Source organism: Pseudomonas sp. S3_B11 (assembly GCF_054667715.1).
On the sequence record NZ_CP162749.1, the window covers coordinates 5079886 to 5104382 of the forward strand.

At 59.9% G+C, this 24497-nt stretch carries 11 protein-coding genes and 2 pseudogenes; 8 read left to right on the forward strand and 5 right to left on the reverse strand.

The features are described 5' to 3' along the window. Positions 1 to 6: 6 nt before the first annotated feature. Entirely contained in the window at positions 7 to 1521 is a 1515-nt protein-coding gene (locus AB4O22_RS22900; RefSeq protein ID WP_053161855.1) for an ABC transporter substrate-binding protein, read from the forward strand. A gap of 48 nt (positions 1522 to 1569) precedes the next feature. Here the strand turns inward: AB4O22_RS22900 and AB4O22_RS22905 are convergent, their stop codons facing one another. Continuing rightward, positions 1570 to 2160, reverse strand: a complete 591-nt coding sequence (locus AB4O22_RS22905) for a hypothetical protein (RefSeq protein ID WP_053161853.1) — start codon at positions 2158 to 2160, stop codon at positions 1570 to 1572. A gap of 370 nt (positions 2161 to 2530) precedes the next feature. On the opposite strand from AB4O22_RS22905, the gene katG reads away from it, so the two are divergent. Then, positions 2531 to 4795 carry a catalase/peroxidase HPI gene (gene katG / locus AB4O22_RS22910; RefSeq protein ID WP_460097238.1) on the forward strand — a complete coding sequence of 755 codons (2265 nt, stop codon included), beginning with the start codon at positions 2531 to 2533 and terminating at the stop codon, positions 4793 to 4795. Between the two features lie 152 nt (positions 4796 to 4947). On the opposite strand, the gene AB4O22_RS22915 is transcribed toward katG, so the two are convergent. Continuing rightward, the gene (locus AB4O22_RS22915) at positions 4948 to 5796 is read right to left on the reverse strand and encodes a phosphatase PAP2 family protein (protein ID WP_223470265.1); all 849 of its coding nucleotides are present in this window, start codon (positions 5794 to 5796) and stop codon (positions 4948 to 4950) included. A gap of 24 nt (positions 5797 to 5820) precedes the next feature. Next, positions 5821 to 6492 (reverse strand): lipopolysaccharide core heptose(II)-phosphate phosphatase PmrG, encoded by a 672-nt coding sequence (gene pmrG, locus AB4O22_RS22920; RefSeq protein WP_411740625.1) that lies wholly within the window; start codon positions 6490 to 6492, stop codon positions 5821 to 5823. Between the two features lie 347 nt (positions 6493 to 6839). Here pmrG and AB4O22_RS22925 point away from each other — a divergent pair. The 6 genes and pseudogenes from AB4O22_RS22925 to AB4O22_RS22950 form a co-directional block, all read left to right on the forward strand. Then, positions 6840 to 7718 (forward strand): annotated as a pseudogene (locus AB4O22_RS22925) (methyl-accepting chemotaxis protein); the annotation flags it as partial. A 201-nt stretch (positions 7719 to 7919) separates the two neighbouring features. Then, positions 7920 to 8624 carry a methyl-accepting chemotaxis protein gene (locus tag AB4O22_RS22930; protein ID WP_411740735.1) on the forward strand — a complete coding sequence of 235 codons (705 nt, stop codon included), beginning with the start codon at positions 7920 to 7922 and terminating at the stop codon, positions 8622 to 8624. A 237-nt stretch (positions 8625 to 8861) separates the two neighbouring features. Then, a complete protein-coding gene (locus AB4O22_RS22935) occupies positions 8862 to 11396 on the forward strand; it encodes a Tc toxin subunit A (protein WP_223470263.1) in 2535 nt (844 codons plus the stop codon). Between the two features lie 30 nt (positions 11397 to 11426). Further along, a complete protein-coding gene (locus AB4O22_RS22940) occupies positions 11427 to 15194 on the forward strand; it encodes a Tc toxin subunit A-related protein (protein ID WP_460105926.1) in 3768 nt (1255 codons plus the stop codon). Continuing rightward, positions 15191 to 19670: pseudogene (locus AB4O22_RS22945) on the forward strand (SpvB/TcaC N-terminal domain-containing protein). The gene AB4O22_RS22940 and the pseudogene AB4O22_RS22945 overlap by 4 nt, the downstream one beginning before the upstream one ends. Then, positions 19667 to 22450 carry an RHS repeat-associated core domain-containing protein gene (locus tag AB4O22_RS22950; RefSeq protein WP_460097244.1) on the forward strand — a complete coding sequence of 928 codons (2784 nt, stop codon included), beginning with the start codon at positions 19667 to 19669 and terminating at the stop codon, positions 22448 to 22450. The pseudogene AB4O22_RS22945 and the gene AB4O22_RS22950 overlap by 4 nt, the downstream one beginning before the upstream one ends. Positions 22451 to 22521: 71 nt before the next feature. On the opposite strand, the gene AB4O22_RS22955 is transcribed toward AB4O22_RS22950, so the two are convergent. Beyond that, positions 22522 to 22890 (reverse strand): glyoxalase superfamily protein, encoded by a 369-nt coding sequence (locus tag AB4O22_RS22955; RefSeq protein ID WP_003197565.1) that lies wholly within the window; start codon positions 22888 to 22890, stop codon positions 22522 to 22524. 134 nt (positions 22891 to 23024) lie between these two features. Further along, positions 23025 to 24497 (reverse strand): N-acyl-D-amino-acid deacylase family protein, encoded by a 1473-nt coding sequence (locus tag AB4O22_RS22960; RefSeq protein WP_053161839.1) that lies wholly within the window; start codon positions 24495 to 24497, stop codon positions 23025 to 23027.

Sequence of the window (24497 nt, forward strand, 5' to 3'; positions counted from 1 at the left end):
TTGACCATGCGATCGAAACATTTGAAGTTGCTGACCGCCGCGACGTTGACCGTTTGCACACTGGCGGCCGGTGTCGCCCAGGCAGCAGGCGTGCTGACCATCGGTTGCCGTGAAGAAAGTACGACGTTCGACCCGATCAAAAGCGCGCAGAACCGTGATAACTGGGTGTTCTCCAATGTCTACGACGTGTTGGTGCGCGTCGACAACACCGGCACCAAGCTGGTACCGGGGCTGGCCGAAAGCTGGCAGGTTTCCGACGATGGCCTGACCTATACCTTCAAACTACGCTCGGCCAAGTTCTCCGACGGCTCACCGATTACCGCCAGCGATGCAGCGTTCAGTCTGTTGCGCATTCGCGACAACAAAGGGTCGCTGTGGAGCGACTCCTACAAGATTATCGACAAGGCCCAGGCACCCGACCCGCAGACTCTGGTGGTGACACTCACGAGCCCTTCAGTGCCCTTCCTCGCGCAGCTGGCGTTGCCCAACGTCTCCATCCTGTCGCAAAAGGCCATGGAGAAAATGGGTGAGGAAGCCTATGCCCAGGACCCCGTTGCCTCTGGCGCCTTTATCGTCAAGGAGTGGCTACGCGGCGATCGCGTGGTGCTGGAGAAGAACCCCAACTTCTGGCAGGCCGACAAGGTGAGCCTGGATGGCGTGGAATGGATCTCCATCCCCGATGACAATACGCGGATGTTGAAGGTACAGGCCGGTGAACTGGATTCGGCGATCTTCGTGCCCTTCTCGCGCGTCGAAACCCTGAAGAAGGATCCCAACCTGGTCGTACACATGGATCCCTCCACCCGCGAGGATCATCTGCTGATCAACCATGCGCACGGACTGCTGGGCAAGCCTGAAGTACGCCAGGCCCTGGACCTTGCGATCAACAAAAAATCCCTGGTCGATACCGTGACATTCGGCCATGGCCAGGTGGCTTATTCCTACATTCCTAAAGGCGCGCTTTATCACTATGCCGATAATCTGCAGCGCCCGTACGATCCGGAAAAAGCCAAGAAAATGCTGGCGGATGCAGGCGCCTCAGGCCTGAAGCTCAACTATGTAGTCAATGCGGGCAATGAAGCCGACGAGCAGATCGCCGTGCTGGTCCAGCAACAGCTCGCAGCGGTCGGCGTGACAGCCACCTTGCAGAAAGTCGACCCAACCCAGAGTTGGCAAATGTTGATCGACGGCGATTACGATCTGTCCGTGATGTACTGGACCAACGACATCCTCGACCCGGACCAGAAGACCACATTCGTGCTGGGACATGACACCAACATGAATTACATGACCCGCTACAAGAACGACAAGGTCAAGGATCTGGTCGCGGCCGCGCGGGTAGAAGTGGACCCGACCAAGCGCAAGCAGATGTATACCGACCTTCAGGTGATCGCCAAGCAGGACGTCAACTGGATCGATCTCTACTACAGCCCGTACATCAATATTTCGCGCAAGAACATCGAGCACTTCCAACAAAACCCACTGGGACGCTTCTCTCTTGAGGAAACAGTGAAGCGCTAGCGAGTAGTGGCTTCATCCGAGTCGGATAGGGCCAGTGGCACGCCTTGATCACGAATCGAGGCTTGCCACTTGATGGCCAAGCAACATCGGCCGCTCCCCGGTCATCTCGCACAGCAGCGCTGTGACGGCGCTCCCCTCAACCGTGCCGCGTTCTTGCAGAAAGCCCGCAACGGCGCTGACAGCCGGCCAGTAACGGTGCACCAGGCAACTGCAGCGGGCGATGGCCTGGGATTGGGCGTCGAGCAATTTGCGCGGTGGCAGCAGGCTGATCAATTCGTGTCCCCGGTCCAGGTCACCGCGGCCGCTGCCCCTGATCAACCGGTCGGACCGGCGGTGCCGGTAGACTGCTTCGGCCACTGGCCCCGCGAAGCAATGGAGCAGGTCACGTTCAATGGCATCGACCATCGAGGGCAGGAATTCAGCGATCCCCGGGGCGTCGAATGCCGGGCGCGGGACAAGGTAGTCCGCTTCCACCCACCCTTCTGCGTATTGAGGGTTGCCGCGCAGGTCGAACAGAGGACCCGTGCAGGCTTCAGCCTTGGTACGCACGGTGATGCGTTTTATCGGTTGGCCGTTCCACCAGAAAGCCAGGGCATGGCCGGCTTCGTGGAAGGCCGTGCTGCGCGGGCATTTGTTCATTGTTGGGTCCGTCACGGCAGGCGCCATTCATATCATCTGCCTCGCCGCTTGGCTTCGATAAAAGATTATCCCTATCAACCGTTAATACTGCGCCTATTAGCTATCTGGCAAAGGAGGACTAGCCTGAATTCAGGCTGGTGCAATCCGGCCCGTGAAACCTGACAAAGAGATACGAAGCGTTCAGAACCGTACTGGGCTTGCCGTGGGCCAGCGAATGGGTAACCAGACCTCTCGCGCGTTGCCGTGTGGCCGCACATGATCAGTTGAGCGAACTGTGAGCCCTGCGCCCTGTGTCATTTATTTCGCCTGTCGCTATTCGAAGCCCGGCCGGGCTGGATAGCTGGATGAATACGACCAAAGGTAGCTTCTCATGGCAAACGAATCGAAATGCCCGTTCAATCACGCCGCTGGCAGTGGTACGACGAACCGCGACTGGTGGCCGAACCAGCTGAATCTGAAGATCCTGCACCAGCACTCCTCGCTGTCCGACCCCATGGGCGAGGATTTCGACTATGCCCAAGCGTTCAAGCGCCTGGACTTCCAGGCCCTGAAACAAGACCTGAATGCACTGATGACCGACTCGCAAGACTGGTGGCCGGCAGACTTCGGCCACTATGGACCGCTGTTTGTCCGCATGGCCTGGCACAGTGCAGGCACCTACCGCACCGGTGATGGGCGCGGTGGCGCGGGTTCCGGCCAGCAGCGGTTTGCACCGCTCAACAGCTGGCCAGACAACGTCAGCCTCGACAAGGCGCGTCGGCTGCTGTGGCCGATCAAGCAGAAGTATGGCCGCTATATCTCCTGGGCCGACCTGATCGTCCTCACCGGCAACGTCGCGCTGGAATCCATGGGCTTCAAGACCTTCGGTTTTTCCGGTGGCCGCGCCGATGTCTGGGAGCCGGATGAGGACGTCTACTGGGGTTCGGAAAACAAATGGCTGGGGGGCGATGTTCGCTACGGCAAGCCCGACAAAGCCGCCATGCAAGACCCCGGCGAAGGCCAACTGGTGGCCGAGCCTGGCAACGAAGAAAGCCGCACTGACGATGGACGCAACCTGGAGAACCCGCTGGCCGCCGTGCAGATGGGGCTGATCTACGTCAACCCGGAAGGCCCCGAGGGTCAGCCGGACCCGGTCGCCGCTGGGGTGGACATCCGCGAAACCTTCGCCCGCATGGCCATGAACGACGAAGAAACCGTGGCGTTGATTGCCGGCGGCCACGCCTTCGGCAAGACCCACGGCGCAGGCCCTGCGGACAATGTCGGCGCCGAGCCCGAAGCCGCTGGCCTGGAGCTGCAAGGCCTGGGCTGGAAGAGCACCTTCGGCACCGGCAAGGGGCCCGACACCATCACCAGTGGCCTGGAAGTCACCTGGACCACCACCCCCACTCGTTGGAGCAATAACTACCTGGAGAACCTGTTCGGCTTCGAGTGGGAACTGACCAAGAGCCCGGCAGGCGCGCACCAATGGACGCCGAAAAACGGGGCAGGCGCGGGCATCATCCCCGATGCCCATGACCCGTCCAAACGGCGTAACCCCACGATGCTGACCACCGACCTGGCGCTGCGCTTCGACCCGATCTACGAAAAAATATCCCGGCGCTTCCTGGAAAACCCGGACCAGTTGTCCGACGCCTTTGCCCGCGCCTGGTTCAAGCTGATCCACCGCGACATGGGCCCGCTCTCACGCTACCTCGGCCCGGAACTGCCCAACGAAGAACTGCTGTGGCAAGACCCTATCCCGGCGGTCGATCATCCGCTGGTCAACGACAGTGACATCGCCGCCCTCAAAGGCAAGCTACTGGCCTCGGGCCTCACGGTTTCACAGCTTGTGTCTACAGCATGGGCCGCGGCTTCCACCTTCCGTGGTTCCGACAAACGCGGCGGCGCCAACGGTGGCCGCCTGCGCCTGGCCCCGCAGAAAGATTGGCCGGCCAACCAGCCAGAGCAACTGGCCCAGGTGCTGGCGACCCTCGACAAGGTTCGGGGCGAGTTCAACGCCGCCCAATCCGACGGCAAGAAAATTTCCCTGGCAGACCTGATCGTGCTGGCCGGCAGCGCCGGTATTGAACAAGCCGCGAAAAATGCCGGGCTCAGCGTGACGGTACCGTTCGCGCCGGGACGCATGGACGCGAGCCAGGAGCAGACGGACGTCGAGTCGTTCGGTTTCCTCGAGCCTATCGCCGATGGCTTTCGCAACTACCTCAAGGGCCGGTACCGCGTGTCCGCCGAGGCGTTGCTGATCGACAAGGCCCAACTGCTGACCCTCAGCGCCCCGCAAATGACGGCATTGATCGGCGGTCTGCGGGTACTGGACACCAACGCTGGCCACACTGCGCACGGTGTCTTTACCCAACGGCCCGGGACGTTGACCAACGACTTTTTCGTCAACCTGCTCGACACGGGCGTGGAATGGAAACCCCTTTCCGACACCCAGGAAACCTTCGAGGCCCGCGATCGCAAGACCGGCCAGGTCAAATGGACCGGCACCCGTGTCGATCTGGTCTTCGGCTCCAACGCCCAGCTACGGGCCTTGGCCGAAGTCTATGCCAGCCCGGATGCGCAAGAGCAGTTCGTCAAGGACTTCATCGCGGCGTGGGTCAAGGTGATGAACCTGGATCGGTTTGATCTGCGGTGAGAAGAGTCCGCAGGCATGAGGTCGTGCAAGGAGGCGACCTCATGAACTTTTCTTCACCCCACGCCCCCGCGTGATTGGGTACAGTCGCCTCGCTCATTCAAGAAACTAAGGTTTTAGCCCGCTCTCCCAGCGGGCTTTTTTTTGCCCTGCATTCAGGCTGACGAATGTGCGCTGCCCGACGCAGGCAAGGCAGCCGTTGCCGTCGCTCGCTGTGGTTTCAACACTGGCTGCTCCAAGGCCGCCCGCCCATAAAACAGCAACGCCATCAGCAAACAACTCAACCAGACAAAAATCCCCGCCCAGAACGTGTGTGACATGTAATGCCAGCCCTGCAGGACCCGTGTCGTTCCGTAGACAAACCCCAAGACCAGCGCTCCGTGCATCAAGGCTTTCGAATGACGCCAGCGGTAGCGGCGGGCGACGAAATACAGCGCCAGCATCGTGAAGCCGCCGGACGCATGACCGCCGGGCCAGCAGCGACCGTCACCGGCGACTTTCAGCAGGTCGAAATTCTGGAACCATTCCTTGTGCTCGATCTTGCCGGCGTATTGGGTGGTTTCCACCGGGCAGTACACACTGGTGTGGCCCTTGAGATAATGGATTACCCCGGTGCTGAGGGAAAAGGCGAAGACCACGTAGAGAAAATCGCGCCGATGTTTGTGCGTAAAACGCAACGGTGCGGCCAACCGGGTTTTCTCCAACAAGCGAAGTAATCCCGGGCGCTTTTGCGGCTGGAAGACCGTCCAGACAAACGACAGCAGCGCCCCGATAATCGCCGCCTCGCCGGTCCAGTTCGGGATGATCCTGGCCCATTTATGGGTGATTTTCTCGAACAGCCGCACGTGCTCCAACGGAAAGACCTGGTGCACTGGGTCATAGAATAAATTGCTGAAGGCGATGTCGATGCGGGTCAAGTCGAACAGCAAGAACACCACCGCGGCGCAGACCAGGGGAATTCCGAGATTGAGCCCGTAGAAACGGGCGCGAGCAGACGTCAGCATGGGCGGTCCTAATCGTGGGAAAATTTACTGAAACGCCACCGAGCGCCAGTCAGAGGCTTCGATAAAACCGAGCAACTGCGGGGCTTGTGGCTGGGCGGTGGAGACGAACAGCGAAGCGCCGTAGCCAAACGTCGAGGTAGGCCGCTGGAGCGTGGTTTCCAATGCCTGCATGCATTCGCTGTGGGTGACCAGGATCAGATTGCGCCCGGCGACCTTGTGGGCCAGGGCATTGCGCAGAAGGTCGTGGCGGCAATTGCTCAGCCAGTCATCACCAGCACTCACCTTGTTGAACATGTAGCCCGCCGTCTGGACTGCACGCACCAGAGGGCTGTTGTAGAGGTCGGCGTTGCCCAGGCCCAGTTGCTCGAACCGCGCGCCCAACTCCACCGCAACGGCACGGGCCCGGTCAGTGATGCCTTCGCGATCATTCAGGCACGCGGCCTTGGAGTGATCGCAACGCTCGACATGACGCACCAGCACGATCATCTCGCCCTTGGCCCAGCCAGCGGCCAAGGCCCGGGCGCCGGCGACGTTGCCGTGGGCCAGGTCCGGTATCGCCGCCGGGCTGAGCAGCCAGAGGGTCAACGGGATGACCAGCAGCGCCGAAGCCAGCACGACCAAAGCGTTTCGGTAACGGGCAAAGCGGCGCGTATTGATCGAGCGCCTCAGGCCGAAAAGGCTCAGTCTCAGTTCCACATCAAGCCGCCCCAACGGCATCCACCCAGTCATTCGTTGGCGCGACAGTAGAGAGGCCGACGTAGGCAGTCGGTGAAACAGATGTGAAAAAAAGCTTTAGATCCAGGCCCCCTCGCCGATACAGCCCGGTTACATGCTCTTGCTGGCTCTTAACAACAACAATCTTCCAGCGTACCGACGATCAAGCAGCACAACGTTCCTGGAGGAATTTGATGAACCGCTGGTTTGGCAACATTAGCGTCAACATGAAATTGGGCCTGGGCTTCGGCCTGGTGCTGGTACTGACCTGCCTGCTGGCCCTGACCAGTTGGACCAGCCTGGGCGGGCTGATCGACCGCAGCAACTGGATGAGCGACATCACCCAGCTCAACGCCGGCCTGACCAAGCTTCGAGTCACGCGCCTGCAATACATGCTGACCAACGGTGACGAGACCGCCGCCCAAAACGTGCAGACCACCCTCGATGGTTTCGTGGCACAACAGAACGCCCTGCTCAGCAGCTTCAAGAGCCCGGAAAACGTCAAGTTGCTCAAGGAGCAGAGCGCGGTCATCAGCGCCTACCAGGTGTCCCTGAACAAAATGCGCAGCGCCTACCGCACGGGCAACACCGCCCGCGATGCCATGGGCGCTAACGCCGAGATCGCCTATAAGCTGATCGAGACCCTGGATTCGGACGTGCGGAAAATGGGCGCCGGCGACGAGCGTTTCGCCCAGTTCCAGGCCATCACCCAGGCCAAGCAGGACTTCATGCTGGCCCGCTATGAAGTGCGCGGCTACACCGCCAACAGCAACGCCGACACCGAACGCAAGGCCGTCACCCAGCTGGACGCCGCCATCGCCTCGCTCAAGCCGCTGAACGAGCATTTCTCCAGTACCCGCCAGGATGAACTGCGCCAACTGGAAAACGCCCTGGCCCAATACCGCAGCGCCGTACAGGCCTTCAAGCTGGCCACCACCGACGCGGTACAGGCACGCAAGGAAATGACCGACCAGGGCGCGTCAATCGTGACGCTGAGCGAACAGCTGTACCAGATCCAACTCGACCGCCGCGACGCCGAAAGTGCCCAGGCGCGCACCCTGCAACTGGTCAGCACCCTGTTGGCGCTGCTGGTTGGCGTCATTGCAGCCGTGATCATCACTCGCCAGATCACCGGCCCGCTGCGCGATACCCTGGCCGTGGTCGAGCGCATTGCCGGTGGCGACCTGTCGCACACGGTCATCGTCACTCGCCGCGATGAACTGGGCGTGCTGCAACAAGGCATCGCGCGCATGGGGGTGACCCTGCGCGACCTGATCAGCGGCATCCGCGATGGCGTGACCCAGATCGCCAGCGCCGCCGAAGAACTGTCCGCCGTGACCGAGCAGACCAGCGCCGGGGTCAACAGCCAGAAAGTCGAGACCGATCAGGTCGCGACCGCCATGCACGAAATGACCGCCACGGTGCAGGAAGTGGCCCGCAACGCCGAAGAGGCCTCCCAAGCCGCAGCCGCCGCCGACGGCGAAGCCCGTGCCGGCGACCAAGTGGTCAGCGAAGCCATCGCCCAGATCGAACGCCTGGCCAGCGAGGTGGTGCGTTCCACCGACGCCATGACCGTGCTGCAACAGGAAAGCGACAAGATCGGCAGCGTCATGGACGTGATCAAGGCCGTAGCCGAGCAGACCAACCTGCTGGCGCTCAACGCGGCCATCGAAGCGGCACGCGCCGGTGAAGCCGGACGTGGTTTTGCCGTGGTGGCCGACGAAGTCCGCGGCCTGGCCCAGCGCACGCAGAAATCCACCGAAGAAATCGAAGGCCTGGTGGCCGGGCTGCAGAACGGCACGCAACAAGTGGCGGCCGTAATGAACAACAGCCGCAGCCTCACCGACAGCAGCGTGGCCCTGACCCGCAAGGCCGGCGTGTCACTGGAAAACATCACCCGCACGGTGTCGAACATCCAGTCGATGAACCAGCAGATCGCCGCGGCCGCCGAGCAGCAAAGCGCCGTGGCCGAGGAGATCAGCCGCAGCATCATCAACGTGCGCGACGTGTCCGAACAGACCGCCGCCGCCAGCGAAGAAACCGCCGCTTCCAGCGTGGAACTGGCACGGTTGGGTAATCAGTTGCAGATGCTGGTCAGCCACTTCCGCGTCTAACGTCCGCCCACTGTGGTAGCGAGCTTGCTCGCGAAGGCGGTGGGTCAGTCAACTTCAATGCTGACTGATCCGAAGCCATCGCGAGCAAGCTCGCTCCCACAGGGTTTGCATCAGCGCAGCCCCACGAATCGCCCTTTCGTACACATCTCCCGACCACGTCCTACCGTCTTTTTTTGCGTACTGCTGTACGGTTTTCTCCTGACAAGAACATTCCGTTCGAACAGGAGAGGCACCTACATGGACGCAGACAACGACTCTCTGTTGCACAAGCTCGTTGCCCCGCCAATGGACGAGGGCATTGCCAAAACCGATTTCAAGACCGCCCTGCAGCGAATGGGACTGACGTCGGTATTCGACATCCTGCGCCTGGGCAAGACGCAGTTCGCCCAGGCGCTCGTCAAGCACTGCGATGCAGATGCCGGGCAGGCCTACGACAATGCGTCGAGCCACGCCCGGCAGATCAGCCGCTTGTACCTGGAGCATCAACTCTGCTCCAGCGACACCAAGCTCCGTGTGCGACGCAGCCTGGACTCAGACCCGACATCCGGGCCGATCAGCTATCAAGCACTGTTCCAGGAAAACTGGGATCGGTTTTGCAAGGACGGTGACATCGCCGCGATCGACTCGCCCGTGGCCTACCTGCGTGCGCTGTACCTGTTTGCCAGGCAGTTGGAAAACAGCTCCACCCACGCCCGCAAGATCCCCCTGGAGAAACGTCGACCGGACCTCAACACTCTGATGCTCGACCCACACAGTGCCTTGGTTGCACGCCCGATGCTCAACATCGTCAACGACACGTTGCGCAGCCATATCGAGGCCAGTCTCGATGACGGCACAACCGTCCACCAGGCCTTGGCCGACGCACACTATCCCTTTTCACTGCCCTATGATCTTCACCACCACCAATGCCTGCTTGGCTTGGGTGCAGGTAAACCCGCCCTGGGTGAAGTCAATTATCGGATCAGCCTGAAATTGCCGTTTTGCCAGCAAGGCTCAACGTATGGACACGTTTTGCAATCGCCTGTCGAAGCGCAAAAACTGCTTTCAGGGCTCAGTCCGGCGCAACAGGCACTCTTGCTCGCACCGCTCGCTTCGACCTCCGATTTCGATGCCTTGAAAAAAGCCTATGGCACTGAAGATGTCGAGCGCCTGGGTGATTTCACATTCTTCAAGGAGCGCACCGGGCTGACGACGGAACAGGTTGAGCAGCTACTGGCGCATGGCCGATACAGCCCTTGCATCTCGCCCCATAACCGGCCCCCGACGCGTAACCTCCAGGGCGCCGCTTACATCAACGGCCCCGACACCGCCCCCGCGTTGGTGCTTGAAACCAGAACGAACCAGCGAGGGTTTGGCAACAAGTCCTACGAACGTTTCGACCGCATGCAGCGCATGGTCCGACTGCAACGATGGACCGGTATTGCCTTTGCCGAACTGGATACGCTGATCGTCAATAGCCTGCATTCGGAAGGCAACACCGCAATGACACTCAGCGCCAACACCTTGCGCGCGCTTGGGGTCTATCAGTACATGAAGCGGCGCCATGGCATCACCCCTGAGGAGTTTGCCTCGCTGGTGCACGAAATGCCGACCTGCGCTTGCGCAGAACGTGTTCCGTTGTTCGACCAAGTATTCAATCGCACCCGTTTACTGAAAAGCCCGGCATGGGAAAAGCAAGCGACGGACCTCGATCCCGCGGATCTTGAAACCCTCAGCTATCTCGGCGCGGGCCTGGGACTCGCCCTCACGGAAGACGCGTTGTTGTTGCTGGTGAAACAGACCGGGAAGTACCTGGCGCTAAAAAAGGATTTGCCTACAGTCTCCTCACTCTACCGCCAGGCCCGTATCGCCCGGATGTTTGGCCTGTCGCCGCTGGCGTGCACGGAACTGGCCCGGTTACTGGGAGGGGATACGTTCTGTCGGGCGCTGGTGACCGGAGCGCTGACCACCACCGGCCCTGACATTCTCGACGTACTGATGGCGATGGATTGGGCCCTGGACTGGCTCAAGCAAAACGATCTCGATGTGTTGCAGTGGTGTCGCCTGTTCGAGAGTGCCAGGCATGACTTGCCGTTGGATCAGAACCTGGAAAAGCGATTGGCCGCACTTCGGGAGCACACACAATCCACCAACGATCCTCAACGCCTGGTAGAAACACTGCTGCACGACAAGGCCGACGTGTCCGCCGAATATCTTCCCAGCGTGATGAAAATGGCCGGCACGAATGCCACGGAAATAGTCCAGGCCATCATGACCACTGTCGGCAAAACACCGCCATTGCTGGCGCACGTGCTTCGCACCGCTGACGCCTGCCAGAAATTGCATCTGAGCAGCAGCACGCTACAGGTGTTAATGGATCATCCCACGCGGTTAGCCTCGAACAGTTCAGGAACGCTTACACCTCAAACGCTGTATTTGCTCGAACGGTTCAATTATTGCGCGCGCCATCAGGCGCAGTCAGAAGAAAACCTGTTGCATTACTTGCAACTCGCCAACCAAGACCTACCGCAACATTCAGCAGAGACAGTCAACGGCCTGCTGGCCCACCTGCTGGGCTGGAGCACCGAGCAAGTGAGTTGCCTGACCGCGCTGCTGACGCCCAAACGCGCCACCACCATGCAAGCCGTGGATTGGGTCATGCGTTGCCAGGCGTGTTGCTTGAGCACAGGCCTGTCGGCAAACCAGCTGCTCAAGGCCGCCGCACTCAATAGCGACAGCCTGACACAGGACTGGAAAATCGTCGGTGAAGGGCTGATCGCTGCGTGCCATTGAGGCGTACATTTTTTTATTCAAGGATTGAATATGACCGTTGCCATGAAAAAGCAGCTGGATGAAAGCCTGCGCGATGCACAGTTGGCGCTCTATCTGGACAAAGTAGCGCCCGACGATGGCCCGACCGGGACGGTGCGGCTCAGGACGGCCCAGGACCTCTATGAATATTGGCTACTGGACGTACTGGTCAGCCAGGATGTGCCCACCACGCCTGTGGCGTGCGCCATCGCCAGCCTTCAGCAATACATCAATCGCATCCTGATGAATATGGAGCCTGGCTACGACCAGGCAAGCATCACGCCCGAGCACCTGCAGACGTGGCGCAACGAGATACATCAGTACCCCATCTGGGCGGCTCATCAAAAGCTGCTGTATTTCCCCGCAAGTTACCTGGACCCGGCCCTGAGGAATAACAAGAGCGGCAACTTCCAGCAATTGGAAAACGACCTCAACCAGAGCCGGATCCAGGCCGATGCGGTTCAATCGGCGGTCATGGCCTACCTGACCCGATTCGAAGAAATCGCCAACCTGAATATTCTCAACGGCTACATCGACGGCGAAGACTTTGCCAACAGCACTTACTATTTCATTGCCAAATCACGATCGGAGAATACTTATTTCTGGCGCTCGCTGGACATGGCGCAACGTCCAGCCATCGATCAGCCGGCCCCTTTTGCCTGGTCGGCTTGGGAAAAGGCCGATGTGCCCATTCCCGAAAACGCGGTTGAACACTCGATCCGCCCCGTCTGGTTCAACAACCGTCTGTTTATCGTATGGGCAGAATGCATACAGCAAGATTCGCAGGCTTTCAGCATTGACTCTGCTCATGCCTCCACCGGGCAATCAGGCACCAGTCATCCGCTATTACGCTTGAGTTTTTGCTTCAGAAAACAGGATGGAAGCTGGAGTACGCCGCGAGTTGGCTTGCTGGGTTACTGCGACGACAAAGCCCTTCACGGCAAGAACATCAATGCTATCAAGCCATTGCTGTGTACCGTTGCAGAGCATCATCGCAACGCCTCGCAAGACCTCCTTTTCCTGGCTTTGGGGGCCAAGGCCAACACGCAACCGGCATCAGCCGACAACTGCATTTTTCTTGGAACCACTCGCATTAACAAAGACCTTAGCGTCCAACCTTACTTGTCAAAATCACCTCCAGAAAAAGCGGAAATAGAACTGAAACACCTCGATAAAGAGCTCCGAAAAAGGCTTTTTGACTCTAACGATCAACGTATTCAAACCAAAGCAACCCTCGACCTTGAGGTCGTCCATGAGAACGATAGAATCGGTGCCTTTCTGCCTGCGACCCTTTTTGTCCTCCCCCTGACTGACTCTCCTATAAAAATTACTGAACAATCGATACGCGGCCAGGGCATTGTCCAATTTATCGACTTTTCCGAATCCGCCCGGCGCGGCAAAGCGCGCCAACCGATCAGGTTGAACACCACCTTCGCCGCAGAACTGATCCGCCGTACCGAGAACGGTTTGGATAAGCTGTTCGTCTGGTCCACACAACACCTGCCGGAACCCGCCATACCAGACAGCACTCACGACAGGATGGACTTCCACGGCCCTTACGGTCGTTACTTCACCGAACTGTTCCTCTACGTGCCATGGCTGGTTGCCCAGCGCTTGAACGCCGAACAGCGCTATGAAGAGGCCGAACGCTGGTTGCGTCGCCTCTTCGATCCAGGTCGCGGCCAGAAAAATTGCTGGAGGGCCGTTTCTTTAATCGATAGCACCACGCCTTCGTATGCCGACCGGGTGCCCCACGACCCTCATCAGATCGCGCTCAGTCATCCGGTGCACTTTCGCAAGGCGCTGTACTTCCTGTACCTGGACATCCTGATCAATCGAGGTGACGCCGCCTACCGCCAACTGACCCCAGACGGCCTCAGCGAGGCAAAGCTGTGGTACGTGCGGGTGCTGGATCTGTTGGGGCCACGTCCGACCGTTCAATCGGTCGATCATTGGGTAAGCCTCAGCCTGCAAACGCTGGGCGAAACCACCAGTGACGACTTACGCACATTTGAACGATCACTCGCCCGCTCCCAGCCCTCATTGCCCGTTCGCGGGGGCAGTCTGCACGCGTCCTGGCCAGCCATCGACAGCCCGCACTTGCGTCTGCCGTTCAACCCGCAGTTGCTCCAGTGCTGGGACATCGCTGAAAGCCGCCTGTACAACTTGCGGCACAACCTCGACATTGCCGGCAAGCCGCTGCATCTGCCGGTATTTACAGTGCCGCTGGGCCCTCGCGCGTTGCTCGGTAGCCCTGTACTGAATACTTCCGACAATACGGTTCGAGGGCTGCCGAGTGCATCGATCCCACACTATCGGTTCTCGATCATGCACAGCCAGGCGTTGAGTGCAGTGGAAAGCCTCAGCCAATTTGGCGCTTCGCTGTTGTCGCTGATCGAGCACAAAGAACAGGCCCAGTTGCAGGAGCTACAGCAGCAGCAAGCGTGGGACCTGGCGAAAATCTCGGTCGACCTGCAACGCCAGGCCTTGAACATCGACCGTCAGCAATACCAGGCGCTGCTGGCCAGCCAGGCGATTGTCCAGGGCCGAATCGACCACTACAAAATGTTGCTGGAAAAGGACGTCAGTCCAAACGAGAGACTGGCCACCCAGTTTCAACTGGCCAGTGGCACGGCCGAGATCGTGGCAACGGCGTGCCAGATCGCGGCAGGGGGCCTGATGGTGATTCCGAACATTGCCGGCTTCTCCTTTGGCGGCAGCCGCTGGGAAGGTCCGATGCTCTCTGCCAGCGCATCAGCCCACAGCGCCGCCATTACCAGCCGTATGGCCGCAGAAAACATCGACCGCACGGAGTCGTTCAATCGCCGCCGGGATGAATGGATACAGGGACACAACCAGGCGCAGCTCGAACTTGCGCAGATCGACGCCCAACTGGCGCACTTCAACGAGCAGCAAACCGCCACCCGCCTGCAGTTACACCTGGCTGAAACCGGCCTGAGCCAAGCCAAGTCCCACTACGACTTTCTCAGCAAGCGCTTTACAAAGACGCAACTGTATCAATGGCTGAACAGCCGGCTCGCGCAGTTCTACCGCCAGGCCTACGACACAACGCTCGCCCTGTGCCTCGCCGCCGAGACCTGCTGGCAATACGAAATTGCCGATTTCGCGACGCGATTCATCCAACCCGGCGCATGGAATACCACCTATCGAGGGCTAGGAGCAGGCGAGCAATTGAAACTCAGCCTGTTGAACATGCAGGCCAGCTATCTGCGCTGTAGCGAGCGAGAGTTGGAGATCCGCAAGACGATTTCACTGCGTCAATTGAAGAACCAGACCCCAACCTCGACGATCAACAAGCCATGGCTGGACATGCATGCCGACCTGAAGAAAGGCCAATGCACGTTCGAGCTGCCCCACGAACTGTTCGACGCTGATTACAAGGATCAGAAACATTACCTGCGGCGGATCAAAACCATCGGCGTTTCCCTGCCGGTCGTCGTCGCTCCTTATGAAAACATCCGGGCCACGCTGACCCAGACCTCCAGCAAAGTGTTCATGGCCCCTGATGACCCGCGACAGGTCATGGAGGACCGGCGCGCCAACCAACAGATCGCCCTTTCCACTGGTGTCGACGACAACGGCTTGTTCACCCTGAACTTCAACGATGAACGCTACCTGCCGTTCGAATACACCGGTGCTGTCTCCACGTGGCAACTGACCTTCCCCAATCCTCAGGCACAAAAAGACCTGTTGGAATCGCTGAGCGACGTCATCGTGCACGTGAGCTATACGGCCAGGGCCGCCGGGGGTGCGCAATGAACGAGCAACCCGCATTGCCGGTTACCGCGCCGACCCTGCCCAAGGGCGGCGGCGCCATCCAGAGCATCGGCAAAGGTTGGGGAAACGTCGGCGCCCACGGCACCGCGTCCTACGAGATTGCGTTGCCGATTTCGCCAGGGCGCGGTTTTGCTCCGCACTTGTCTCTGCGTTACGACAGCTCGGTCGGCAACAGCGTGTTCGGTATCGGCTGGGGACTGTCGTTACCCTGCGTGGCACGACGCACCAACAAGGGCGTCCCGGCTTATGCCGAGGATGACGAAATCATCGGCCCCAGCGGTGTGGTCTGGTTGCCCGAACGCGACGCAAACGGCGTCATCCGTTCAACCCTCATCGATCGCTACAACACGCTGGCCCTGGGCACGACCTACACAGTGACGCGCCATTTTCCAAGAGTCGAAAGCGGCTTCGACCGGATTGAACATTGGTCGTCGAACAACGACAAACCAGGTTTCTGGCTCGTGCACGGTGCCGATGGCAGCCTCCATCTGTTCGGCAAGAATCCCCAGTCGCGCCGGGCAGATCCCCAGCAAGCAAGCCGTGTCGGTGAATGGCTGCTGGAGGAAAGCCTGAACACTCGCGGCGAGCACATTCTTTATCAATACACGGGGGATACGTCGGCCCAACGCTATTTGAGCCATGTGCGCTATGGCAATTTCAAGGCCGACGCCGACCTCTACCTGTGGAAAGTGAGTCAACCCACGGCTGTGCAATGGCATTTCGAATTGGTGTTCGACTATGGCGAACGAAGCACCGGGTACGACCAGCGACCGCGCTATGAAGGCCAGCGATGGCAACCCCGTAGCGATGTTTTTTCCACCTTTGCCTACGGTTTTGAACTACGCACCGAGCGCCTGTGTCGCCAGGTGTTGGTGTTCCACTATTTTCCCGAGGAACTGGGCGCCGCCCCCGCCCTCGTTCGTCGCCTGCTGCTTGATTACCGCCAGACGCCGTTGGGATATCACCTCCTGAGCACAGCCCATGATCAGGCGTTCGACGATCGCGCAATGGCGCAGAACCGCCCTCCCCTCGAGTTCAGCTACAGCGAGTTCAAGCGCTTGCCAGATCCTCCCGCCTGGCAACGTTTCCAAGACATGCCAGGCTTGAGCGGCGACCTGGGTTTTCAACTGGTGGATCTGTACGGTGAAGGTTTGCCCGGTGTGCTCTATCAAAGCGACGCAGGCTGGTATTACCGCGAACCCATTCGAACCAAAACCAAGACGGACGAAGTGGATTACGAGCAGTGGCAAGCGCTGCCCGGCATCCCCGTCGCCGATACGGCAAAGCCGCTGCGCCAGACGCTAGGCGACCTCACCGGCGATGGTCGGCTGGACTGGGTCGTTGCCCAACCGGGGCTCAACGGTTTTTTTCCCTCGGCGCTGATCGAAGCTGGTCGGATTTCGCTGTGTTTCACGCGTTCCCTGCAGAATTTTTCCATCCACAAGGGCAACTGGCCGACCTGATGGGCGAAGGGCTCGGCGACCTGGCCTTGATAGGCCCACGCAGCATTCGCCTGTATGCCAATCAGCGCGAAAAGGGCTTCGCCGCGGCCCGAGAAGTCCCTCACGACGGCGATGACGATGCCTTGCCGGTACTCACCGCGTCACCCTCCGAGCTGGTGGCGTTCAGTGATCTGCTCGGCAGCGGCCAACAGCATCTGGTGCGCATTCGTCACAACGAAGTGAAGTGTTGGCCAAACCTGGGTCGCGGACGTTTCGGCAAAGGCATCGTGTTGGACTTTCCGGGCCTTGCCCACCAGACCTTCGATGCCTCGCGCATCCGTTTTGCGGACCTGGATGGTTCCGGTGCCACCGACCTGATCTACCTGCAAGCGGATCAAGCACTGGTCTTCATGAACCGCTGTGGCAACGGCTTCGCGCCTGCGGTTGCGCTGCCCTGGCCGGAAGGCCTGCGCTACGACCGCTTATGCCAGGTGAACATCGCCGACCTGCAAGGGCTCGGCTGCTCCAGCCTGATACTGAGCGTGCCGTACCTGACCCCGGCGCAACATTGGCGCTACGACTTTGTTCGTGAAAAACCGTATCTGCTGACCGGCACCCACAACAATATGGGCGCCGCCCACAGCATCACCTACCGCAGCTCGGCCCAGGAATGGCTGGACGAAAAGGCGGCAAGAGTAAAAGCCCGCGCCCCCCTTGCCTGTCATCTGCCGTTGCCTCTGCACCTGGTGTCGCGCCAGACCCAGATGGATGAGATCAGCGGTAATCGCCTGAGCCAGAGATTCTCCTATCGCCAGGGTTATTACGATGGCATCGAACGGGAATTTCGCGGCTTCGGCTTGCTGCTGCAAACCGACAACGAAGCCCATCCCGACGATGCTGACTCACCAGGTTTCACCGCACCCTGCTTGAAAAAAGCTGGTTTCATACCGGACAGTCGGTGGACATGGCCCGAACCGGCTATCACGACGCTGACCGGGCAGCCGTGGCGCTGGGCAAGGCGTTGCTGTGCCAATACGATGCTGGCAGCAATAGCGACGTACTGATTGATCCGCCAGACGCAGCGACCACCCTTGAAATGTGCCGCGCCCTGAGTGGCCATTTACTGCGCTGCGAGACCTACACAAGGGATAAACGCCGCCAGTTGTATTCGGTCCAGGAAAACCGTTACCGGGTACGTCTGCTACAAGCGCCCGAAGGTGATCGGCGTTATGCGCGCCTGCTGCCCTTGCTGCTTGAGTCCATCAGTTTCCTGTACGAAGGTCTGAGCGACGACCCACAGTGCCAGCACACCCTCAACTTGCAGCATGACCGCTACGGCGCCCTGACTCACAGCGTGAACGTCCATTACGCTCGACGCAAAACCGCCAGCGATACCCCGCCCTTCAGCGATGTTGACCAGCAACAATGGTGGCGAGACGCTCATGATCCGGCGCAACAGTTCTACTACTTGAGCGAAACCCGCGCCGAGTTCATCCATCTGCAAGCCTCTCAAGGATGGCGACTGGGCCTGCCCTATCGTCAACGCACCAACGCCTGGAAACGACCCAAGGCACCCGAGGCCGAAGGCTTGACCCCACAAGACCTGACGTATGAAAAGTTCATCGGGCTCAGCAAGGAAACGGCCTGGATGACCCAGGGCGTCCTGACCGGCCTTTGCGTACAACGCTACAAAGACAGCACCCGCGCAGAAACCTTGCCGGACGGCGTCGCTCATTTCGAGGCCCTGGTCGATCATCTGGAAACCGCCGAGCTGGACGAAGTCTCCCTGCAAGCCTTTCAACTATTGCCACCGAGCTCTCGCCCCAAGGGAAGACTGCTTGAACGATGTGGCTACCATCGCATGGCCGACTTTCTTCCCGCGAGCACGCCATCAAGAACCCTCTGGTCAGTCAAAAGTGGCTTCACGACCTATGCCGGGCTGGAGGGTTTCCATAACGCCAAGGGGATACAGCCGAGCAGCAGCCACGGCGTGACCGAGATCAGCTATGACACGTACAACTGCTTTGTCACCGCGTTACAGCTGCCCGATGGCTGTACCACTCGGGCCCGCTACGATTACCGCTCACTTTTGCCCGTGAGCATTACCGACCCCAACGGTAACGTACAGGAATGCCTCGCGGACGCGTTCGGCCAAGTGTTGGCCACCAGCGTTTATGGCGACGAGAACGCCACCCGTGTGGGTTTCAAACCGCTCGAGCAGTTCGACCGAGCGCTCTTCAAAGACCCGGCAGAAGCCATCCAATCGCGCAGGGAGGCTCTACAGCAGGCCGCCACGGCCACCTATTACGCCCCCTTCAGTTGGATGGGTCGCGTATCGAAGGCGGCATTGATGGACGCCGACTGGCTCGCGCGCTGTGTGGCAAACCGTGACCTGCTCCCCACCGGGCATATCTGCGCTTCGGCTCGAACCCGACTGTCGAACCTCTTGGTACTTTCTGTCGACGATGAAAAACTGAAAGGTGAACTTCACGCCTCGGTACGTGAGCCGATGCACATCACCACGCTGGTTGCCGATCGTTACCCCGATGATCACCAGAAGCAAATCCGCGTCACCGTGACGTGCTTCGACGGCTTTGGTCGCACCTTGCAAAGCAAGCAATGGGTGGAGTCGGGCATGGCCTACGTCGTGGACGCCAACGGTGAACTGACGCTCAAGGACGGCAAACCGCAGGAGCAGATCGCAGCCACCCGCTGGCGCATCAGCGAACGAGTGGAATACAACAGCAAGGGCTTGGCGATCCGCATCTACCGCCCTTACTTTGCCGATCAGCATCGCTACATCAACGATGCGTCCTTGCGGCAGTTCGGCCACTACGACCAGCAGTTCTACGACGCGCTGGGGCGTGCGACCCACACCCGTCTCGCCAAACGAGACGGCCTTTGCTATCTGCGACGACTTACCCGCCACCCCTGGTACAGCGTGGACGAGGACGAGAACGACACGCTGGAAGACGTCATGACCGAATATCCCTCGACCGCAGGAGGTGCGGCATGAACGTACGCCTTCATCGCAAGACACCCACGGTCAACGCCATCGACAGCCGAGGCCTGCCGGTACGGCACGTCGCTTACCATCGATGCCAAATGGATGAGCCCGCCCAGGCGCGTATCACCCAGCGAGACCATGACCTGGCCGGACGACAGGTTGCGCAGCGAGACCCTCGCCTGTTTGCCACGGCAACCGACGCCAATCTGGTCACCGTCTACAGTCTGTCCGGCAAGGCTCTGCTGGTGAACAGTGTCGACGCCGGCTGGCGACTGAACCTGCCTGGCGATGCCGGGCAGATCGTGCACCGCTGGGAGCAAAACGAACAGCATTGGCGAACGACCTACGACAACCAACTCAGGCCGACGGCAGTACTGGAGCGAGCAGCAGGACAAGCCCCGCGCAGAGTCGAGTGCCTGCGCTACGGCGACAGTTCGCCAGAGGCGGCGACGCGCAACCTCTGCGGTGCGCTCATCCGTCACGATGACAGCGCCGGCACCTTGCTCATCGACGAACATGCGCTTTGTGGCAAGCCGCTCAGTCAGACCAGGCACTTGCTGGCTGACATCACGCCACCCGACTGGCCTGCCGATGAGAAAGACCGCGACTCACTGCTTGAAGAGGGAAAAGGCCACAAGACGAGTTGGCGCTATGACGCCCTCGCACAGCCCATCCAACAGTCCGATGCAGCCCAGCATCAGCAGCGTTACGCGTTTGATGTTGCAGGCCAACTGATGTCCGTGAGTTTGAAAATAAACAACACGGCCACCGAAAAAACCATCGTGGAGGATTTCGTCTACAACGCGTTTGGCCAGGTTGAATCCCAGACCCTCGGCAATGGTGTCATCAGCCGCGCCGTTTTCGATCCAGCCAATGGTCGACTGACCTCGTTCTGCGCATCGGTCTCTGGCCGCACCTTGCAAGACCTGCACTACAGCTACGACGCGGTGGGCAACGTGACGCGAATCGAGGACAAGGTCCAACCTGCGCGGTTCGGCCATAACCAGCGGGTCGAAGCCATCAGCACATTCGCCTACGACAGCCTCTACCAGTTGATCCGCGCGACGGGCCGTGAAGCGGCGGGATTGAGCGTTGCGGCGCTCAGCAAGACACCGGTCGACCCCGGGCAGCTGTTCAACTTTACCGAGCACTATGAATACGACGCCGGAGGCAACCTGACCAAACTGCGCCATGCTCGCGAAGGCAACCACTACACCCGGACACTGAACATCGCTGCCACAAGCAATCGGCTCCTGTCCTGGCGCACAGGCCACTCGATGCCCGCCACGGCAATGGACTTCGATGCCAACGGTAACCAACAGAGCCTGGACCTTGGTCGGGTGTTGCAATGGAACAGCCGCAATCAACTCGACAGCGTGTTACTGGTCCAGCGCGAAGACCGTCTCCCTGACATTGAACGCTATGGCTACGACAGCAGCGGCCTGCGGGTGCGCAAGATACAAACCACCTACACCTCATCAACGACGCAGACTCGAGAAGTCCGTTACTTGCCGGGCCTCGAGATTCGCACCCGTCATGGCGAGCGCCTGGAAGTCATCAACCTGCAAGCCGGCCGTTGCAACGTGCGTTACTTGCATTGGACTGAAGGCCGCCCCTCTGGCATTGCCGCCAATCAGATGCGCTACAGCCTGGACGATCATCTGGGCTCCAGCTCACTGGAACTCGACGACCAGGCCGCTCTGATCAGCCAGGAAAGCTACCTGCCCTTTGGAGGGACTGCCTGGATAGCCTCCCGCTCGGCCGTGGAAGCCGATTATCGGACCCTTCGCTATTGCGGCAAGGAGCGCGATGCCAGCGGCTTGTATTACTACGGACACCGGTATTACGCACCCTGGCTGCAACGCTGGATCAGCCCGGATCCGGCGGGAGCGGTGGACGGGTTGAACCTGTATTGCATGGTCGGGAATAACCCGCTGCGATTCGTCGACCATCAAGGGCTGGTGCTCGTTGACGCTCAAGGGCGGGACATTGACCCATTCGAATGGACCCAGCGCGATGGTCACGAACGCTCGAAAAAAATGATGTTGCCCCCGCCGACAAAGCGTACGAAACAATCCGCGCAAATGCATGGAGAAGGTTTCGATAGCAGCCCCAGCTTCAGCAAGACAAAGCGCAAGGAACTGGTCGTTCACGCCTATGGCGTTATTCAGGACCGCACGGGCGATAACGATATGGTCCTCAACGAGCATTACAACCTGCCAGCGCCCAGATCCGGCCCAACGGGATATCGCGGGGTAGACCAGGATTACGACGGCTCCGCCACCAGCGAGAAGTTCTACTTGAACTTCGGCAGCTACAAGATCAGCAATACGCCTGATTACATCGAACACTTGGCCGACAATTACCGCGACCGGAAAAAAGACCCAAACCATCAATTTCAAGTCGACCCTGAAGCGCTGAAGCTCGACCCAACGCTGAGCAGGACAATCGACAACCTGTATGAACTGCAAGGCCCGACCCGCGAGCTCATCGAAAAGCATATCGATGCCTGCAACGCAATCATTCCCATACGAGCCGGAGGACCGGGAGCCCATGGAGAAGTTGGCGTGTTGAACTCAGTTGTAGCGCTGTATCCGGGCCAAGCTGAACGGGTGCTTTCGGATACGACGCTGTTCACCGAAAAACTGACGGGGCAGTTGACCCAGCCGGAGCCATTTGTTGCCTGCTTCAACTGCAGCGGCATCATTCCCGAAAACGTCCGTATCTCGACCGGCCGCAACCCCAGGGACTATTTGGTGTACAACTTTCATGTATCGGAAATCAAATAACGAGCCGAGACGTTGAAACAGCCATGCCCTGAACCTGGAGCACGGCCCGGAAAGAACATGGGTATCTGGCTCTAGACATTAATCGCATTGGTAAACACCAACCGATTCCCGAACGGATCACTGATCGCCATGTCCTGGCTACCCCAGGGCATGGCCTGGATCTGGGGGTGGGCGTAGCGGTATTGCTTGGCCAGCAATTGCTGCTGGAACGCTTCCAATTCATCGGTCTCGATCCGCAACGCCGAGCCCGGTGTGCAATCGCCATGGTGCTCGGACAGATGCAGCACGCAGTCGCCGCGGGAGACTTGCAGGTACAGCGGGAAGTCGTCACCGAAGCGATGTTGCCAATCGACGGTAAAGCCCAGGAAGTCGACATAGAACGCCAACGCCTTGGCTTCATCGAAGATCCGCAGGATTGGGGTGGTTTTACCGAAGCTCATGGGTTGCTCCCTGGCTGAAAATACCCAGTGTAGATGGGTTGACCTCAATGCTTCGGCCTTGAACCCGGCTTCTTGAGTGTCGCAGTGCCATTATTGTGGCGCCAATTAACGTTATTTCAGCCGCTTACACGCCATCAAACGCTGCCCGATGGACTGAATCCCTGGCGCAGATCGCCTTCGCGCGCCAGGAATCGACCTTCCCGTCGCCCGTTTGCCTGCCCTTCGCGATAGCTCAAGACACCATTGACCCACACGCCATCGATACCGTCGGCAGCCCGTTGGGGTTCGTTGAAATCAGCCACGTCGCGAATGGTTTGGGGATTGAACAACACCAGGTCCGCCCAATGCCCTTCACGAATTTCACCCCGGTGCTTCAAGCCAAAGCGCGCCGCAGAAAGGCCGGTCATTTTGTGCACGGCGGTGTGCAACGGAAAAAGCCCGACGTCACGACTGAAATGTCCCAGTACCCGTGGGAAAGCGCCCCACAAGCGCGGATGGGGAAACGGGTCTTCGGGCAAACCGTCGGAGCCGACCATGGACAACGGATGGGCGAGGATCCGTCGTACGTCGCCCTCGTCCATGCCGTAGTACACCGCGCCGGCCGGTTGCAGGCGCCGGGCCGCCTCCAGCAGCGACAAGTTCCATTCGTTGGCGATGTCGGCCAGGTCGCGACCGCCCATGTGCGGATGCGCTGTCGACCAGGTGATGGTGATGCGATGGGCATCGGTCACCTGTTTGAGATCCAGGGTCGAGGAGCTGGCCGCATAGGGGTAGCAATCACAGCCGACCGGGTGGGATTTCGCTGCGGTTTCCAACGCCGCGAGCACCTGCGGGCTTCGTCCCCAATTACCGGCGCCCGCGCATTTGAGGTGGGAAATGATCACCGGGCTTTGGGCGTGCCGGCCAATCTGGAAGGCCTCGTCCATGGCTTCAAGCACCGGTTCGAATTCGCTGCGCAGGTGGGTGGTGTAGACCGCACCGAACGCGGCCAACTCTTCGGTCAGTTGCATGACTTCGTCGGTGGACGCCGAAAACGCATTGGCGTAGGCCAGTCCGGTGGACAAACCCAGCGCACCGGCCTCCAGGCTTTCGCGCAATTGCCGACGCATGGCGGCGATTTCTCCCACCGAGGCCGTGCGCAACAAATCGTCCATGTGATTGCTGCGCAACGCCGTGTGCCCGACCAACGCAGCCACGTTGACCGCCGGTGTGGCGGCCTCTACGGCTGCGCGATAATCCGTAAAGCGCGGGTAGGCGAACGCCTGGGCCGTGCCGAGCAGGTTCATCGGGTCCGGAGGATCGCCTCGCAGGCTCACCGGCGAAGCGCTGATGCCGCAGTTGCCGACGATGACGGTGGTCACGCCCTGGCTGAGCTTGGGCAGCATCTGCGGTTGGCGAATGACCACCGTGTCGTCGTGGGTATGCACATCGATGAAGCCTGGCGCGAGCACGCGGCCGGCGGCGTCGATGTCTTCAACCGCGCGGGCATCGCGCAAGTCGCCGATGCGTTCGATGCGACCGGCGCGAATGGCGACGTCGGCGCGGTAGCCAGGCGTGTCGCTGCCATCGATGACCAGCGCATTGCGGATAAGCGTGTCGTACAGCAT

Excerpts from the sequence above, each read along its gene's own strand:
- AB4O22_RS22900 (WP_053161855.1), top strand. The coding sequence starts at position 7 with ATGCGATCGAAACATTTGAAGTTGCTGACCGCCGCGACGTTGACCGTT.
- AB4O22_RS22905 (WP_053161853.1), bottom strand. The coding sequence starts at position 2,160 with ATGAACAAATGCCCGCGCAGCACGGCCTTCCACGAAGCCGGCCATGCC.
- katG (WP_460097238.1), top strand. The coding sequence starts at position 2,531 with ATGGCAAACGAATCGAAATGCCCGTTCAATCACGCCGCTGGCAGTGGT.
- AB4O22_RS22915 (WP_223470265.1), bottom strand. The coding sequence starts at position 5,796 with ATGCTGACGTCTGCTCGCGCCCGTTTCTACGGGCTCAATCTCGGAATT.
- AB4O22_RS22930 (WP_411740735.1), top strand. The coding sequence starts at position 7,920 with ATGACCGCCACGGTGCAGGAAGTGGCCCGCAACGCCGAAGAGGCCTCC.
- AB4O22_RS22935 (WP_223470263.1), top strand. The coding sequence starts at position 8,862 with ATGGACGCAGACAACGACTCTCTGTTGCACAAGCTCGTTGCCCCGCCA.
- AB4O22_RS22940 (WP_460105926.1), top strand. The coding sequence starts at position 11,427 with ATGACCGTTGCCATGAAAAAGCAGCTGGATGAAAGCCTGCGCGATGCA.
- AB4O22_RS22950 (WP_460097244.1), top strand. The coding sequence starts at position 19,667 with ATGAACGTACGCCTTCATCGCAAGACACCCACGGTCAACGCCATCGAC.
- AB4O22_RS22955 (WP_003197565.1), bottom strand. The coding sequence starts at position 22,890 with ATGAGCTTCGGTAAAACCACCCCAATCCTGCGGATCTTCGATGAAGCC.
- AB4O22_RS22960 (WP_053161839.1), bottom strand. The coding sequence starts at position 24,497 with ATGCTGTACGACACGCTTATCCGCAATGCGCTGGTCATCGATGGCAGC.